This is a genomic window from Cellulomonas sp. S1-8 (genome assembly GCF_026184235.1).
Lineage (GTDB): Bacteria > Actinomycetota > Actinomycetes > Actinomycetales > Cellulomonadaceae > Cellulomonas.
Map to the genome: position 1 here is coordinate 1,296,962 of NZ_CP110806.1, position 15,880 is coordinate 1,312,841.

Consider the following 15,880-nt stretch of genomic DNA (forward strand, 5'->3'; position numbering starts at 1 on the left):
CCGGGCCGCCCCGGCGCAGTCGGGTTGCAGCGTTCGGGACCTCAGGTGTCCCCAACGCTGCAGCGCGAGCGGATCGGTGTGGTGTGGTGGGCGGCGGCGGGTGCGCGGTAGTCCACAGATGCGGCGGATGCCCGTTCCGGAGGGTCGTTCGGTGCCACGCTCGCCGCGTGGTTCTGCTCTCGGCACCGCGCGCGGTGAACCTGCCCGACGTCATCGCCCTGCCCGAGCCGGTGCGCTCCCGGGTCGTCCGGCAGGAGGGCGTGGCGAGCGTGGCTCAGCTCGAGGAGGCCGGCGTGCCGCGCCGCACGGTCGCCCGACGCGTGGCCTCCGGGCGGTGGCAACGGTTGCACCGCGGCGTCGTCGTGCTGCAGTCCGGCGCGGTGACGTGGCGCCAGGTCGCGCACGCCGCGCTGGTGGCGGCCGGGGACGGCGCCGCCCTGTCGCACTCGTCCGCCGGGTACGTGCACGGACTCGTCCGTGAGGCGGGGCCGGTCGTCGTCGTGAGCGTTCCGGCTTCCCGGTGGGTCCGGCCGCAGCCCGGTCTGGTCGTGCACCGCCGCAGCCCGATGCCCCACGCGGCGGGACGGCTCCGGGCGGTCGACGTCGTCGAGACGGTGCTCGACCTGCTGGGTCAGGCGGCCGACGACGACGCAGCCGTTGCCGTCGTCACGTCGGCCGTGCGGCAGGGTGTGACCCCGTCACGCCTCCTGCGGTGGGCGGAGGAGCGACACGCGCTGGCCCACCGCGCTCTGCTGCGTGCGGTGCTGGGCGACCCCACGCTCGGCATCGAGTCCCCGCTGGAGCACCGGTACGTCCGGGACGTCGAGCGGCCCCACCGGCTGCCACGGACGATCGGACAGGTGCGGCAGCGGGTCGACGGCGGCTGGATCCGTGCCGACCGAGTGCACGAGGGGATCGGTGTGCGGATCGAGCTCGACGGCCGCCTCGCGCACCCGGGCGGCACGACGGACCGCGACGTCTGGCGCGACAACGCGGTGCTGATCGAGCACGACGACCTGACGCTGCGGTACCGCTGGCGGCACGTCGCGGGCCGGCCGTGCGCGGTCGCCCGTCAGGTCGCGCTGGCACTCACCCGCGCGGGCCGACCGACGGAGGCGTCCCGCTGCCCCCGATGCCCGTGACCGCCAGGCGTCGCCCCGGTGGCTGCCAAGGGGTGCAGCGTTCGGGACCTCATGTGTCCCCAACGCTGCGATCGGCGGGGTGACCAGTCGGACTGGGCGGGTCGACGCGTGTCGGTTCGATGAGGTCCGGGGTGTTGTTGGCCACCGAGTTGACGCGGGTCCCGACCGGCGTCGCCGTCAGGGGCGGGGGAGTCACCGCGAGGAGCGCGCGGGCGTCGTCCGCGCCGACGGCCGGGTCGAGCCACGCCGACCACGCGTCGGGCGGCAGCAGGACGGGCTGCCGGTCGTGGATCGGGGCCATCGCCTCGGTCGCCGCGCGGGTCACGACGGTCACCGAGACGAGCCAGCGGTCGGGGTCGTCGTCGTCCCGGGACGGGTCGCGCCAGAACTCGTAGAGCCCGGCCAGGGCGGCGACCTCGTCGTCGGGCAGGTGGATCCAGTAGGGCTGCTTGGCCGGGCGGCGTGAGCGGGGCGTGCCCGCCGGGGGTTCCGGTGCGGCCTGCCACTCGTAGTAGCCGTCCGCGGGCAGCAGCGCGCGACGCATCGCCAGCGGACGGGCGAACGCCGACTTCTCCGCGACCGTCTCGGCGCGCGCGTTGATCATGCGGCTGCCGATCGACGGGTCCTTCGCCCACGACGGCACGAGGCCCCAGCGCGCGACCCGCAGCTGCCGGGTGATCTCGCCGGTCGCGCGGTCGGCGCGCTCGACGACCATGCGCACACCGTCGGTGGGGGCGACGTTCCACGACGGCGGCAGCAGCCGCACGTCGTCCGCGACGGTCGCCACGGCGAACTCGTCGGCGATCGCCTGGTCCTCCCGGAAGGACGCGTACCTGCCGCACATGCGGGCCAGCCTCTCACCGCCCACCGACAGCCGCACGCGTGCGCAGCGTCACGGTCGAATCGATTCGTCCTGCGGTGTGGGCGGTGCGACCATGGAAGGACCATGCGCCAGCCCAGTCCCTCCACCTCCGCCTCGCTGCACGTCGCCACCACCCCGGCCGACGGGCGAGCCGGCGCGACGCAGCCCGACGACGCCCCCCGCTACCGGCCCGACGCCAAGCACATCCTGCTGCTCGGCACGATGGCCGCGCTGCCCGCGGTCTCGACCGACATCTACCTGCCGTCGCTGCCCGACGTCGCCCGCGACCTCGGCACGTCCGCCGCCGCCGCGCAGCTGACGATGACGGGGATGCTCATCGGCGGCGCGATCGGCCAGCTGGTCATCGGCCCGCTGTCCGACCGGTTCGGGCGCCGCACGCCCGTGCTCATCGGCGTCGCGCTGCACGTGGTGATCTCGCTGCTGTGCGCCATCGCGCCCTCGATCGTCCCGCTGGTCGCGCTGCGCGTGGCCCAGGGGTTCTTCAACGCGTCGGCCACGGTCGTCGCGATGGCACTGATCCGCGACCGGTTCACCGGGTCGGACGCCTCGCGCCTGATGTCGCGGCTCATGCTCGTCATCGGGGTGGCCCCGCTGTTCGCGCCGTCGCTCGGCGGGCTGATCGCCGGGCAGTGGGGGTGGCGCGCCGTCTTCGTGGTGCTCGCCCTGTTCGGGGTCGCGCTGTGGTTCGTCGTCCTGCTGCGCATGCCGGAGACCCTGCCCCCCGAGCGACGCCGACCGGGCGGCGTCCGCACCGCGCTGTCGGGGTACGCGCACCTGCTGCGCGACCGGCACTTCGTCGCCCTCGCGGTGCTCCCCGGCCTCACGATGGCCGTCCTCATGACCTACGTCGTGGCCTCGCCGTTCGTGCTGCAGGTCGGGTACGGGATGACGAGCCAGCAGTTCGCGCTGCTGTTCGCGGTGAACGGGATCGGCCTGGTCCTCGGTGCGCAGGTCAACGCGTCGATCGTGCGGCGCGTCGCCCCGATCCGGATCCTGCGGGTCGCGGTGGTCGCGACGGTCGTGCTCACCGGGGTCCTGCTCGCGCTCGCGCTGACCGGCGCCGGCGGGTTGTGGGCGCTGCTCGTCGTGCTGTGGCTCGTGCTCGCGCTCGTCAACTTCGCTCCGCCCAACGCCAGCGCAATCGCGCTGGGACGTCACGGCGCCATGGCGGGGACGGCGGCGGCGTTCATCGGCTCGCTGCAGGCGGGCACCGGTGGTGTCGTGGCGAACCTCTCCGGCGTGCTCGGCGGCGGGGCGGTCGCGATGGCCGCGGTCATGCTCGGTGCCGCGGTCGTGGGGCTCGCGGTGCTCGCCCTGGCGACCCCGGCCTTCCGCCGCGGCGGGGCCTGGCAGCTCGGCTGACGCGTCAGGCGAAGGCCGTCCGCAGCCGGGCGACCGCGTCCTCCAGGACGTCGCGCCGCTTGACGAACGTGAACCGCACCCACGTCCGCAGGGCGTCGTGCGTGGCGGACCCCGGGCGGGTGAACGCGCTGACGGGCACGCCGACGACACCTGCCCGCGCGGGGAGCTCGCGGCAGAACGCCGCACCGTCGACGGCGCCCAGGGGGGCGGCGTCCGCGAGCACGAAGTACGTGCCGTCGGGCCGGACCACGTCGAAGCCCGCGCCGCGCAGGCCCGCGCACAGCAGGTCACGCCGCTCGGCGAGCGAGGCGACGAGCCCGTCGACCCACGCCAGGGCCGCGGGGTCCGTCAACGCGTGCGCCACGGCCGGCTGGAACGGTGCGCCCGACACGTACGTGAGGAACTGCTTGACGGTCCGCACGGCCGTCACCAGCTCCGCCGGGCCGCTGACCCAGCCGATCTTCCACCCCGTGAACGAGAACGTCTTGCCGCTCGACGAGATCGTCAGCGTGCGGGCCGCCATCCCCGGCAGCGTCGCGATCGGCACGTGCTCGACCCCGAACACCAGGTGCTCGTACACCTCGTCGGTCACCACGAGCAGGTCGTGCGCGACCGCGACCCGTGCGACCGACGCCAGCTCGTCGCGGCTCAGCACCGCACCCGTCGGGTTGTGGGGCGAGTTCAGCAGCAGCAGCCGCGTGCGCGGCGTGACCGCGCGCTCGAGCGCGTCGACGTCGAGGCGGAAGCCGTCGGTCGTCGCGCGCAGGGGAGCGGTGGTGTGCGTGGCCCCGGCCATCGCGACGACCGCCGCGTAGGAGTCGTAGTACGGCTCGAGCGTGAGGACCTCGTCGCCCGGGGACGCCAGCGCCAGCACCGCCGCCGCCAGCGCCTCGGTCGCACCCGCCGTGACCAGCACCTGCGTGTCCGGGTCGACCTCGATCCCGTAGCGCGTGCGCTGGTGGGAGGCGACGGCGGCGCGCAGCGGCGCGATCCCGGGGCCGGGTGGGTACTGGTTCACGCCCGCGAGGATCGCGTCGGCGGCCGCCCGGGCCACCGCGGCGGGGCCGTCCACGTCGGGGAAGCCCTGCCCGAGGTTCAGCGCCCCCGTGCGGGCTGCCAGCACGGACATCTCCGCGAAGATCGTCGGGCGCGCCGTGCCGTCGTCGTCCAGCAGACCCGCTGCCGCTGCCACCTGCTGCCACCTGCTCGTCACGCCGCGAGCATAGGGTCGCCCGACGTGGCGGGCGCCGTGCGTCGGCGTCAGAGCAGGCCGGCGGCGGCGAGGAGGCCGCTCACCACCAGCAGGGCGAGCGACGACCACGCGGCCACGACCCACCACTCGGTGCGGTGGCGCCGGACCTCGCTGGTCTGCGTGCGTGCGGTCATACCTTCAAGATCGGCAGGTGGGGGGCGACGGACAACGCCCGGGGGGGCATGTCGCGGATTTCACCCGACGGGTGTCCGGCTTGCCCCGCCGACGCCCCCCCGCGGGACTCACTGCGTGGCGGCCTGGAGGTCCTGCCCGAGGTTCGCGAGCTCGGCTCCGACGGCCTGCAGCGCGCCGCCCGCCTCGGCGCCGGCGCCCGCTGCGGCGGCGTTCAGCCCGGCCTGCGCCTCGGCGACCCCCGCCTGCGCCTCGGCGAGCGCCTCCGCGGACGCCTCCTGGCCCTCGGCCTTCGCCTGCGCGAGCGCCGCCTCCGCCTCGTCCACCGCGGTCTGCGCGGACGTCACGGCGGCGTCGGCCTCGCCGCGCGCCTGGTCGTCGAGCGACGCCAGGGACGCGCGGGCCTCGTCGATGCTCGCGCGCGCCTCGGCCGCGTGCGCCTCGCCGTCCGCCAGGATCTGCTGGAGCTGGTCGCCCGCGGCGGTGAGCTCGTCCGCGGCGCCCTGCGCGGCGCTCGCGACCCCGTCGGCGGCCTGCTGCACGTCGCCGTCGGTGCACGCGGACAGGCCCAGCGCGAGGACCCCGGTCGCGGCGGTCACGGCGAGCAGCCGCGCCGCACGGTGCCGGGGCGCACCTGCGCCGGTGGTGGTCAGGGGACGGGGACGGCGGGCGGACGTGCCGAGCGCTGCCACGGGAGGCTCCTTCGGTCGGGAGACGGTCGGCCGGTCGACGAGCGACCGGGGCCGCCCAGTTTGCCCCGAGTTGCTCCGTCACGCACGGTGTCCGGCCGAGCCGCCGACCGGACCCGCGCGTCGCGGCAGGGGCGGGGCCACGCGACGACGCCCCCGCCGGCAGTGCCGGCGGGGGCGTCGGGAGCGGTGACGGGGGCCGCGCCCGTGGGGCGGGCGCGGACCGTCGGGGAGTCGGTCAGGCCCCCGCCCGCTCGCGGCGGTTCCGGACGTCCTCCAGAGACGTGCCGTAGTAGGCCGCGGTCATGATGTCCTTCATGTCGGCGATCATCGGCATGCGCGGGTTCGCCGGGGCGCACTGGTCCTCGTAGGCACCCATGGCCACCTCGTCGAGCCGGTCCATGAACTCCTGCTCGGCGACGCCCTGCGCCTCGAAGGACGCCGGGATGCCCACCTTGGAGCGCAGCGACTCCACGGCCAGCGCGAAGGACTCGACACCCTGCTCGGGGGTCGCGGCCGGCAGGCCGAGCATCTGCGCGATCTGCGCGAACCGCTCGGGGGCGACGTAGGACTCGTACTTCGGCCAGCTCGTGAGCTTGGTCGGGACCGTGCCGTTGTACCGGATCACGTGCGGGAGCAGCGTGGCGTTGGTCCGGCCGTGCACCAGGTGGTACGTCGAGCCGACGACGTGGGCCATGGCGTGCACGATGCCGAGGAACGCGTTGCCGAACGCCATGCCGGCGATCGTCCCGGCGTTGTGCATCTTCTCGCGGGCGTCCTTCGTGGCCGGGTCGGTCGGCTCGCCGTTCACCGACTGCGCCAGGTTGTCGAAGATCAGGCGGATGGCCTGCAGGGCCATGCCGTCGGTGAAGTCGTTCGCGTACACCGACACGAACGCCTCGATCGCGTGCGTCAGGGCGTCGAACCCGGAGTCGGCGGCGAGCGAGCGCGGCATCTTCGCGGTGAGCACCGGGTCGATGATGGCGACCGTCGGGGTCAGCGCGTAGTCCGCCAGCGGGTACTTCTTGCCCGCGTCCGGGTCGCTGATCACGGCGAACGGCGTGACCTCGGCGCCCGTGCCCGACGTCGTCGGGATGCAGACGAGCTTGGCGAGCTCGCCCAGCGTCGGGAACTTGAACGCGCGCTTGCGCACGTCGAAGAACTTCTGCTTGAGGTCGGAGAACACGATCTCCGGGTGCTCGTACAGCAGCCACATGACCTTCGCGGCGTCCATGGGCGAGCCGCCGCCGAGCGCGATGATCGTGTCGGGACGGAAGTGCCGCATCTGCGCCGCACCGGCCTGCACGGTCTTGACGGACGGCTCGGGCTCGACCTGGTCGATGATCTGCACGGCGACGTTGTTGGTGCGGTGCCGCAGCACGTCCAGGACCTTGTCGACGAACCCGAGGGTCGTCATGGTCGCGTCGGTGACGATGGTGACGCGCTCGACGTCGGGCATGTCCGCGAGGTAGCGGATCGCGTTGGGCTCGAAGTACGTCTTGGCGGGGACCTTGAACCACTGCAAGTTGTTGTTCCTCCGGCCCACGCGCTTGACGTTGATCAGGTTGACCGCCGACACGTTGTTGCCGACCGAGTTGCGGCCGTACGACCCGCAGCCCAGCGTGAGCGACGGGATGAACGCGTTGTAGATGTCGCCGATGCCGCCGAGCGAGGACGGCGCGTTGCAGATCACGCGGATCGCCTTGACGCGCTTGCCGAACTCGATGGTCAGGGCGTCGTCCTGCGTGTGGATGGCCGCCGAGTGGCCCAGGCCGTCGAACTCGACCATCTGCTCGGCCAGGGAGATGCCCTCGTCGGTCGACGACGCGCGCAGCACCGCCAGCACCGGGCACAGCTTCTCGCGCGTCAGGGGCTCCGCGGGGCCGACGCCGGAGACCTCGGCGAGGATGATCGACGTGTCCGCCGGGACCGTGAAGCCGGCCTGCGCCGCGATCCAGACGGGGGACCTGCCGACGACCGCGGGGTTGAGCTTCGCTCCGGCGCAGTTCTCGCCGCCGGCCTCGACACCGAAGATGAACTGCTCGAGCTGGGCCTTCTCCGTCGGGTTCGTGCGGTAGGCGTGCAGCCGGGAGAACTCCGCCATCGCGTCGTCGTAGATCTCCTCGTCGAGGATCGCGGCCTGCTCGGACGCGCAGATCACGCCGTTGTCGAAGGCCTTGCTCAGGACGATGTCGTTGATCGCGCGCTTGAGCTTCGCGGTCTTCTCGACGTAGGCGGGGACGTTGCCGGCCCCGACGCCCAGCGCGGGCTTGCCGCACGAGTACGCGGCCTTCACCATCGCGTTGCCGCCGGTGGCGAGGATCGTGGCGACCCCCGGGTGGTTCATGAGGGCGCCGGTCGCGGCGAGCGACGGGAGCTCGACCCACTGGATGCAGTGCTCCGGGGCGCCCGCGGCCACGGCGGCGTCGCGCACGATCCGCGCTGCGGCCACCGAGCACTGCTGGGCGTTCGGGTGGAACGCGAAGATGATCGGGTTGCGGGTCTTCAGCGAGATGAGCGCCTTGAAGATCGCGGTCGAGGTCGGGTTGGTCACCGGGGTGATGCCCGCGATGACGCCGACGGGCTCGGCGATCTCGGTGATGCCGTTGATCTCGTCGACGTTGATGACGCCGACCGTGCGCAGGTTCGCCATCGAGTTGGTGACGTGCTCGCACGCGAAGATGTTCTTCACGGCCTTGTCCTCGAAGACACCGCGCCCGGTCTCCTCGACCGCGAGCTTCGCGAGCTGGCCGTGCTGGTCGAGCGCCGCGACGGCGCCCTTCTTGACGAAGCGGTCGACGTCCTCCTGCGTCATCGACTCGAACTCGGCGAGCGCCTTGGTGGCGTTCGCGACGAGCCGGTCGACGGCCTGGGCGACCTCGTCGACGTCGCTCACACCGAGCGCGGCGCCGGCGGGCGCCGCGACGGCGGGCGCCGCGATGGCGGGCGCAGCGACGGCGATGGCCGAGGTGACCTCGGCGGGCGCGTCGGCGAGGGCCTTTGCGCGGGTGCTCTTCTTGATGGTCTCGGACACCGTCGACTCCCCGGGTAGTGGTGAGAGGTGACGGGGGCTGGAGGCACTCCGTCGCTGTCTCCGACGCTAGGGAACGCACGCTCCGAAAAGGTGGGATGAAAGTCCCCGAGGGTCGGGGACGACGTCCGGAGGGGCTGTCTCGGCCCGTCTGGGGGGACCTCGGTCCCGGTGCCGGCCGGGAACGACGAAGGCCGTGCCGCGGTGTGCGGCACGGCCTGCGTGGTGGGTGCGCCCGAAAGGATTCGAACCTTCGACCTTCTGCTCCGGAGGCAGACGCTCTATCCGCTGAGCTACGGGCGCGCAGCGATCCCCGACACTACCAGCCCAGGACGGGACGGATCACGCGTCCTCGAGCAGCCCGGAGAGGTACGCGCTGGTCTCCGTGGCGGCCCGGTCGGGGTCGCCCGCGACGATGGCCTCGACGAGGGAGTCGTGCGCGTCGTGGGCGTGGACGTCGGTGACGAAGTTGAACCGGATGTTGTCGCCGATGGCCTCGAGGAGGTTGTCGTACAGGGACCGCAGCACCGGGTTGCCGGCCGCCCGCACGATCGAGCGGTGCAGCTCCAGGTCGGTCGTGACCATGAGGTCGAGGTCGCCACCGGCGTACGCGTCGGCGCGGGCGTCGCGCCGGGCGAGCAGGTCGGACGCGTCGGTGGCGGTGCGACGGCGCGCGGCGAGCCGGGCGGCCTCCATCTCGAGCGCGCGCCGCACGGACACGACGTCGCGCTGCCTGGCGTCGGCGATCTGCCGGCCCATGCTCACGGCGAGCTCGGACGTCGACAGGACGTAGGTGCCCGACCCCTGGCGCCGCTCGAGCAGCCCGGCGTGCACCAGGGACTGCACCGCCTCGCGCACGGTGTTGCGGCCGACGCCCAGCAGCTCGACGAGCGCGGGCTCGGGGGGGATGCGCGACCCCACGCGCCACTCGCCGGAGCTGATGCGCGACCGCAGCGCCTCCACGGCGGTGTCGATCAGTCCGGCGCGTCGCACCATGGGGGTCGGCTCCTCGTCGTCGGCGGCGGGGCGTGCGCCGCTGCCTCGACGGCCACGGTGCCCCGGGCCCGAGTCAACACGTCCGACGACCCGACGACCAGTCCCGCGCTCCGGACGGCGCCCCGTGTCGCCCTCACCGCACCCCGCCCACCGGCACCTGGCTACTCGATGGGCGGGTGAGTCGGTGAGGGGGGTGCCGGTCGGCGTCGCCGGGCGTGACGTCCCGCCGGGTCAGCGCGGCAGCGTCAGCGCTGTGACGACGAGGCCGTGGCCCGTCGTCCAGCGGCCGTGCAGCACGTCGACGCCCAGGCCGGGGCGGTCGACGTGAGCGGTGAACGTGCCCGCGCCGAGGCGCACGTGCACGTCCTCGAATCCGAGCCACGTGCGCACCACCGGCGACCAGACCTTGTAGACCGACTCCTTGGCGGAGAACAGGACCCGGTCCGGGCACAGCGCGGGGTCGACGTCGGCGAGAGCCGCGCGCTCGTCGTCGGACATGACGAGGTCCGCGACGCCGTCCGGCAGCGGCGCGAGCGGCTCGGCGTCGATCCCGACACCGACCCACGCCCCCGCGCGGGCGACGGCCGCGGCCCGGTACCCGTCGCAGTGCGTCAGGGCGCCGACGACGTCCGCGGGCCACACGGGTGAGCGGTCGGGGGCGCTGGGCACCGGGGGTCGCCCCGCGCCCAGGGCGGCGAGCGCGTCGCGGGCGCACACCCGCACGGCGGCGTACTCGGTCCGTCGTGCCGGCACCGCCCGCGCGACGGCCGCCGCCTCGTCCCCGAGCAGCGGCCCCGCCACGGCGGGCCCGAACGCCTCGACCCCCACGACCCCGGACGGCAGCAGCTGGATGAGCACGGCGACCAGTCTGCCGTCGTCGGGTGCGTGCACCTGGTGGTTCCCTGCACCACCCGCCTGCGCACCTGTGGATTCCCGTCGCGAAGGCACCATGCCGGTCGCCTACCCTTGACCCGTGACCCCCGACCAGCTCGCCGACGCACTGCGCGGCGCTCTCGTGCACGCCGTCGACGACGGCACGTTCGCCCTCGACCCGGCCGCAATCCCGGCCCACGTGCACATCGAGCGACCCCGTCAGCGCGAGCACGGGGACTGGTCCACCAACGTCGCGCTGCAGCTCGCCAAGAAGGCGGGCGTCAACCCGCGGGCGTTCGCCGAGGAGCTCGCGCGCCGCCTGGGCGACGTCCCGGGCATCGCGGCGGTCGAGATCGCCGGACCCGGGTTCCTCAACATCCGCCTCGACGCCGCCGCTGCCGGTGAGCTCGCGCGCGGCATCGTCGAGCAGGGCACGGCCTACGGCACCAACGACACGTTCGCCGGGCTCAAGGTCAACCTCGAGTTCGTCTCCGCCAACCCCACCGGCCCGCTGCACATCGGCGGCGTGCGCTGGGCGGCCGTGGGCGACGCGCTCGCCCGCGTGCTCACCGCGTCCGGCGCCGAGGTCGCGCGGGAGTACTACTTCAACGACCACGGCGCGCAGATCGACCGGTTCGCGCGCTCCCTGGTGGCCCGCGCCCGCGGCGAGGAGCCGCCCGAGGACGGGTACGGCGGCCCGTACATCGCCGAGATCGCCGACCAGGTCATCGCCGACGCGCTCGCGGCCGGCGAGCCGGACCCGCGCACCCTGCCGGACGACGAGGCGCGCGAGGCGTTCCGGGTGCGCGGCGTCGACCTGATGTTCACCGAGATCAAGCAGTCGCTGCACGACTTCGGCGTGGACTTCGACGTGTACTTCCACGAGGACTCGCTGCACGAGTCCGGTGCCGTCGACCGCGCCGTCGCGCGGCTGCGGGAGTCGGGCCACATGTTCGAGGCCGACGGCGCGCTGTGGCTGCGGACGACCGACTTCGGCGACGACAAGGACCGGGTCGTCATCAAGTCCGACGGTCAGGCGGCGTACATCGCGGGTGACATCGCCTACTACCTCGACAAGCGCGAGCGCGGGTTCGACCGCGTCGTCATCATGCTGGGCTCGGACCACCACGGGTACGTCGGCCGCATGATGGCCGTGTGCGCGGCGTTCGGCGACACCCCGCACGTCAACCTCGAGCTCTTCATCGGTCAGCTCGTCAACCTGGTCAAGGACGGCGGGCCGGTCCGCATGTCCAAGCGCGCGGGCACCGTCCTGACGATCGACGACCTGGTCGACGCCGTCGGCGTGGACGCCGCGCGCTACGCGCTGTCGCGCTCGTCGGCCGACCAGCAGATCGACCTCGACCTCGACCTGCTGTCCAAGGCGACCAACGAGAACCCCGTCTACTACGTGCAGTACGCGCACGCGCGCACGGCGTCCGTCGCGCGCAACGCGGCCGACGCCGGCGTGCGCCGCGAGGACGGGTTCGACGCCTCGCTGCTCGACCACGAGTCCGAGGCCGTGCTCCTGGGTCTGCTCGCCGACTTCCCGCGCGTCGTCGCCCAGGCCGCGGACCTCCGCGAGCCCCACCGCGTCGCGCGCTACGCCGAGAACGTCGCCGGGGCGTACCACAAGTGGTACGACCAGAAGCTCCGGGTGGTGCCGTTCGGCGACGAGGAGGTCACCGACGCGCACCGCACGCGCCTGTGGCTCAACGACGCGACCCGCCAGGTGCTGGCGAACGCGCTCGGGATGCTCGGGGTCGGCGCGCCGGAGCGGATGTGAGCCGGGGCGCGTCCGGCCTGCCCTGGTCCTCGGGCGTCGTGCGTGGTGCCGACGGTGCCGTGCGGGTCGCGGGCGTCGACGTGCGCGACCTCGCCGCGACCCACGGGACGCCGGCGTACGTGGTCGACGAGGCGGACCTGCGGGCCCGCGCCCGCGGCTACCGCGCAGCGTTCGAGGCCGCGTGCGCGCAGGTCGGCACGGGCTGCGACGTGTACTACGCGGGCAAGGCGCTGCTGACGCGCGCGGTCGCGCGGTGGGTGCACGACGAGGGCCTGCGGGTCGACACGGCGAGCGGCGGCGAGCTCGCCGTCGCCCTGGCCGCGGGCGTGCCGGGCGCGCACCTCGGGCTGCACGGCAACAACAAGTCCGACGACGAGCTGCGCGCGGCCCTCGACGCGGGCGTCGGTCGCGTCATCGTCGACTCGCTCGTCGAGATCGACCGCCTGGCGGCCCTGGTCCGCGCGCACCGCGGCCCGGGCGGTGCCCCCGCGCCGGTCATGGTGCGCGTGACGACGGGCGTGCACGCCGGCGGGCACGAGTTCATCTCGACCGCGCACGAGGACCAGAAGTTCGGCCTGTCGCTCGCGGCGGGCCCCGGCGGGGGCGACAGCCCGGCGCTGCGGGGTCTGCTGCGCGTCCTGGACCACCCCGAGCTGCACCTGCTCGGCATCCACTCGCACATCGGCTCGCAGATCCTCGACGCGTCGGGGTTCGCGGTCGCGGCGCAGCGCGTGCTGGCGCTGCGCGCGACGCTGCGGGACCGCGCGGGCGTGCTCGTCGACGAGGTCGACCTGGGCGGCGGCTACGGCATCGCCTACCTGCCCGGTGAGGTCCCGCTCGACCCCGACCGGATCGCCCAGGAGGTCGCGCAGGCCGTCGCCGACGCCGCGCGCGAGCTCGGGACGCCGCTGCCGCGGCTCTCGATCGAGCCGGGGCGGGCGATCGTCGGACCTGCGGGCCTGACGCTGTACACCGTCGGCACGGTCAAGCCGGTCCGCCTCGACGACGGCCGCGTGCGGACGTACGTCTCCGTGGACGGCGGCATGAGCGACAACATCCGCCCGGCGCTGTACGGAGCGCAGTACCACGCGGAGGTCGTCTCGCGGGAGTCCGACGCCGAGCCGGTGCTGGCGCGCGTCGTCGGCAAGCACTGCGAGAGCGGCGACATCGTCGTCCACGAGGTGCAGCTGCCCGGGGACGTGCGCGCGGGCGACCTGCTCGCGGTCGCCGCGACGGGCGCGTACGGCCGCTCCATGGCGTCGAACTACAACCTGCTGACGCGTCCGCCGGTCGTCGCGGTGACGGCGGGGGAGTCCCGCGTGCTGGTCCGCCGCGAGACGGTCGACGACCTCCTGGCCCTGGACGTCTCCACCGACTGACCCGGCCGACGACCCCCGGTTCGCGTCGATCATCACCGTCGGTGAGCCACCGGATCCGTGGGTCGATCGACGTGCCACACGCGTCAGCGGACGTGCGCCTCGGCGAGGTCGGCGAACAGCGCGCGGTTCAGACGGAACGCGACGCGGGCCTCCTCGACGACCTCGTCGCGCTGCGCGGGCGTCAGGGCGAGCGCGTCGAGCCGCTCCCGGTAGACGTCCTTGAACGGCTTGAGCCGGTGGATCTGCGGGAAGTCGTAGAACGAGACCCCGGCGCCGCTCAGGCCGTGGTGCCGCTCGATCATCCGCTTGAGCACCTGGCCGCCGGACAGGTCGCCGAGGTAGCGCGTGTACGCGTGCGCCGCGTAGCGCGGCAGGTCGTCGCCGACCTCCGCGAGCCGCGCCACGTACGCCGTCGTCGCTGGCAGCTCCCGCACCTGCGCGCGCCAGTCGTCGCCGAGCAGGTGCGCGAGGTCCGCCTCGATGGCGGGCACGCGCACGAGCTCGGAGAACACGAGGCCCCCGTCGGTGCCGGCGGCGACGAGCCGGTCGCCCGCCGCCTCGAGCGCCGTGTACACCGCGTGCTGCTGCGCCGCGAGGTCCACGTACCCCGCGAGGGGGAGCGTGCCGCCGACGAGGTGCTCGACGAACGCCGACCGCTCGGCGGCCGCGTGGTCGTCGCGCGTGCCGGTGCGCAGCGCGACGGACAGCGGGACGTCGGTCGCGGGGTCGAGGACCTCGGCGGGCGGTGAGACGGTCATGGTGCGGCTCCCGGTGCGGCGCGGTCGACAGCAGGTTGCTGACACGCCGTCAGGTCCTCACCGTAGATCAGGTGAGGGCGCCCTCACCAGAGCATCCGTCCAGGTGGTCCGCGCCCGCAGCCCGGACGTCCGGGGCGGCGCCGCGCCCACCCGCCCTATCCTGGGCGACGACCGTGCCGCTGCCCCCAGACGCGCACGGTCCGACGACCCACCCCGGCGGCCCTGTCGACCGCCCCGCTCGGAAGGCACCTGCGTGGCCCTCACCCCCGGCACCCACCCGTCCCTGCGCGTCGCCGTCCTCGGCTGCGGCGTCGTCGGCACGGAGGTCGTGCGTCGGCTGGTCACGGAGGACGCCGAGCTCGCGGCGCGCGTCGGCGCCCGGCTGGAGCTGGTGGGCGTCGCCGTCCGCTCGCTCGACGCCGACCGCGACCCGGTGGTCGACCGCGCGCTGCTGACGACGGACGCCGAGTCGCTCGTCGACAAGGCCGACGTCGTCGTCGAGCTCATGGGCGGCATCGAGCCCGCCCGCACGCTGGTGCTGCGGGCCGTCGAGCACGGCGCGTCCGTCGTCACCGCCAACAAGGCGCTGCTCGCCCAGGACGGGCCGACGCTGTACGCCGCCGCCGACGCCGCGGGCGTCGACCTCTACTTCGAGGCCGCTGTCGCGGGCGCCATCCCGATCGTGCGGCCCGTGCGCGAGTCGCTCGCGGGCGACACCGTGCAGCGCCTGGTCGGGATCGTCAACGGCACCACCAACTACGTCCTCGACTCGATGACCACCGCGGGCCTCGGCCTCGACGAGGCCGTCGCCGAGGCGCAGGCGCTGGGCTACGCCGAGGCCGATCCCACCGCCGACGTCGAGGGGTACGACGCCGCCGCGAAGGCCGCGATCCTCGCCTCCCTCGCGTTCCACACGCGGGTCGCGCTGGACGACGTCGACCGGACCGGCATCACCGCCCTGACGGCCGACGACGTCCTGTGGGCCGGGCGCACCGGGTACGTCCTGAAGCTGCTCGCGGTCGCCGAGCGCGCCCGGTCCGCGCAGGGCGTGGACGGCGTGCTGGTGCGCGTGCAGCCGACCCTGGTGCCGTCGGACCACCCGCTGGCGGGTGTCCGCCAGGCGTTCAACGCCGTCTTCGTCGAGGCCGAGGCCGCAGGAGAGCTGATGTTCTACGGCCGCGGCGCGGGCGGCGCGCCGACGTCGTCGGCCGTGCTCGGTGACCTCGTGTCGGTGGCCCGGCACCGCGTGCTGGGTGGCAAGGGACCCGTCGAGTCGTCGCACGCCGACCTGCCCGTGCTCGACGGCGGCGAGGCGCGCTCGCGCTACCAGGTGCGCCTCGAGGTCCACGACCGTCCCGGCGTGCTCGCCCGCGTCGCGGCCGAGCTGGCCGCGCAGGACGTGTCGATCGAGTCCGTGCGCCAGACCCCGCAGGTCACGGGCGACGACGCCTCGGCCACCCTCGTCATCACCACGCACACCGCGCCCGTGCACGCGCTGCGCACCACGGTGGACGCGGTCGCGGCGCTCGACGTCGTCCGCCGCGTCGTGTCCGTGCTGCCGGTGCTCTGACCCACCCCTGCCGAAGACCGACCCCACCCA

The 15,880-nt window shown here is 74.1% G+C and carries 13 protein-coding genes and 1 tRNA gene; 5 read left to right on the forward strand and 9 right to left on the reverse strand.

Features of this window, described 5'->3' with window-relative positions; all coding sequences use genetic code 11:
- Positions 1–167 precede the first annotated feature (167 nt).
- Positions 168–1,142, forward strand: a complete 975-nt coding sequence (locus tag OKX07_RS05790; RefSeq protein ID WP_265630896.1) for a type IV toxin-antitoxin system AbiEi family antitoxin domain-containing protein — start codon at positions 168–170, stop codon at positions 1,140–1,142.
- A gap of 49 nt (positions 1,143–1,191) precedes the next feature.
- Here the strand turns inward: OKX07_RS05790 and OKX07_RS05795 are convergent, their stop codons facing one another.
- Positions 1,192–1,986, reverse strand: a complete 795-nt coding sequence (locus OKX07_RS05795; protein WP_265631828.1) for an SOS response-associated peptidase — start codon at positions 1,984–1,986, stop codon at positions 1,192–1,194.
- A 102-nt stretch (positions 1,987–2,088) separates the two neighbouring features.
- Here OKX07_RS05795 and OKX07_RS05800 point away from each other — a divergent pair, with 102 nt between their 5' ends.
- A complete protein-coding gene (locus OKX07_RS05800; RefSeq protein ID WP_416220834.1) occupies positions 2,089–3,387 on the forward strand; it encodes a multidrug effflux MFS transporter in 1,299 nt (432 codons plus the stop codon).
- A 4-nt stretch (positions 3,388–3,391) separates the two neighbouring features.
- On the opposite strand, the gene OKX07_RS05805 is transcribed toward OKX07_RS05800, so the two are convergent.
- The 7 genes from OKX07_RS05805 to OKX07_RS05835 form a co-directional block, all read right to left on the reverse strand.
- Positions 3,392–4,600 (reverse strand): pyridoxal phosphate-dependent aminotransferase, encoded by a 1,209-nt coding sequence (locus OKX07_RS05805; protein ID WP_265630897.1) that lies wholly within the window; start codon positions 4,598–4,600, stop codon positions 3,392–3,394.
- A 47-nt stretch (positions 4,601–4,647) separates the two neighbouring features.
- Positions 4,648–4,773, reverse strand: a complete 126-nt coding sequence (locus tag OKX07_RS05810) for a molybdopterin oxidoreductase (protein ID WP_265630898.1) — start codon at positions 4,771–4,773, stop codon at positions 4,648–4,650.
- Between the two features lie 108 nt (positions 4,774–4,881).
- Complete coding sequence (locus OKX07_RS05815; protein ID WP_265630899.1) at positions 4,882–5,463, reverse strand: hypothetical protein; 582 nt, start codon at positions 5,461–5,463, stop codon at positions 4,882–4,884.
- A gap of 235 nt (positions 5,464–5,698) precedes the next feature.
- Positions 5,699–8,356, reverse strand: a complete 2,658-nt coding sequence (adhE, locus tag OKX07_RS05820) for a bifunctional acetaldehyde-CoA/alcohol dehydrogenase (protein WP_265631830.1) — start codon at positions 8,354–8,356, stop codon at positions 5,699–5,701.
- Between the two features lie 365 nt (positions 8,357–8,721).
- Positions 8,722–8,794: transfer RNA gene (locus tag OKX07_RS05825), tRNA-Arg, on the reverse strand.
- Positions 8,795–8,833: 39 nt separating this feature from the next.
- Positions 8,834–9,487 carry a FadR/GntR family transcriptional regulator gene (locus tag OKX07_RS05830; protein WP_265630900.1) on the reverse strand — a complete coding sequence of 218 codons (654 nt, stop codon included), beginning with the start codon at positions 9,485–9,487 and terminating at the stop codon, positions 8,834–8,836.
- Between the two features lie 231 nt (positions 9,488–9,718).
- Complete coding sequence (locus OKX07_RS05835; RefSeq protein ID WP_265630901.1) at positions 9,719–10,378, reverse strand: 4'-phosphopantetheinyl transferase family protein; 660 nt, start codon at positions 10,376–10,378, stop codon at positions 9,719–9,721.
- Positions 10,379–10,460: 82 nt separating this feature from the next.
- On the opposite strand from OKX07_RS05835, the gene argS reads away from it, so the two are divergent.
- On the forward strand, positions 10,461–12,143 hold the full coding sequence (argS, locus tag OKX07_RS05840; protein WP_265630902.1) for an arginine--tRNA ligase: 1,683 nt from the start codon (positions 10,461–10,463) through the stop codon (positions 12,141–12,143).
- Positions 12,140–13,522, forward strand: a complete 1,383-nt coding sequence (lysA, locus tag OKX07_RS05845; protein WP_265630903.1) for a diaminopimelate decarboxylase — start codon at positions 12,140–12,142, stop codon at positions 13,520–13,522. The genes argS and lysA overlap by 4 nt, the downstream gene beginning before the upstream one ends.
- A gap of 83 nt (positions 13,523–13,605) precedes the next feature.
- On the opposite strand, the gene OKX07_RS05850 is transcribed toward lysA, so the two are convergent.
- Positions 13,606–14,280: a heme oxygenase (biliverdin-producing) gene (locus tag OKX07_RS05850; RefSeq protein ID WP_265630904.1), complete on the reverse strand. Its 675-nt coding sequence runs from the start codon at positions 14,278–14,280 to the stop codon at positions 13,606–13,608.
- A gap of 253 nt (positions 14,281–14,533) precedes the next feature.
- Between OKX07_RS05850 and OKX07_RS05855 the strand changes: the two genes are divergently transcribed.
- Complete coding sequence (locus tag OKX07_RS05855) at positions 14,534–15,850, forward strand: homoserine dehydrogenase (RefSeq protein WP_265630905.1); 1,317 nt, start codon at positions 14,534–14,536, stop codon at positions 15,848–15,850.
- Positions 15,851–15,880: the final 30 nt, after the last annotated feature.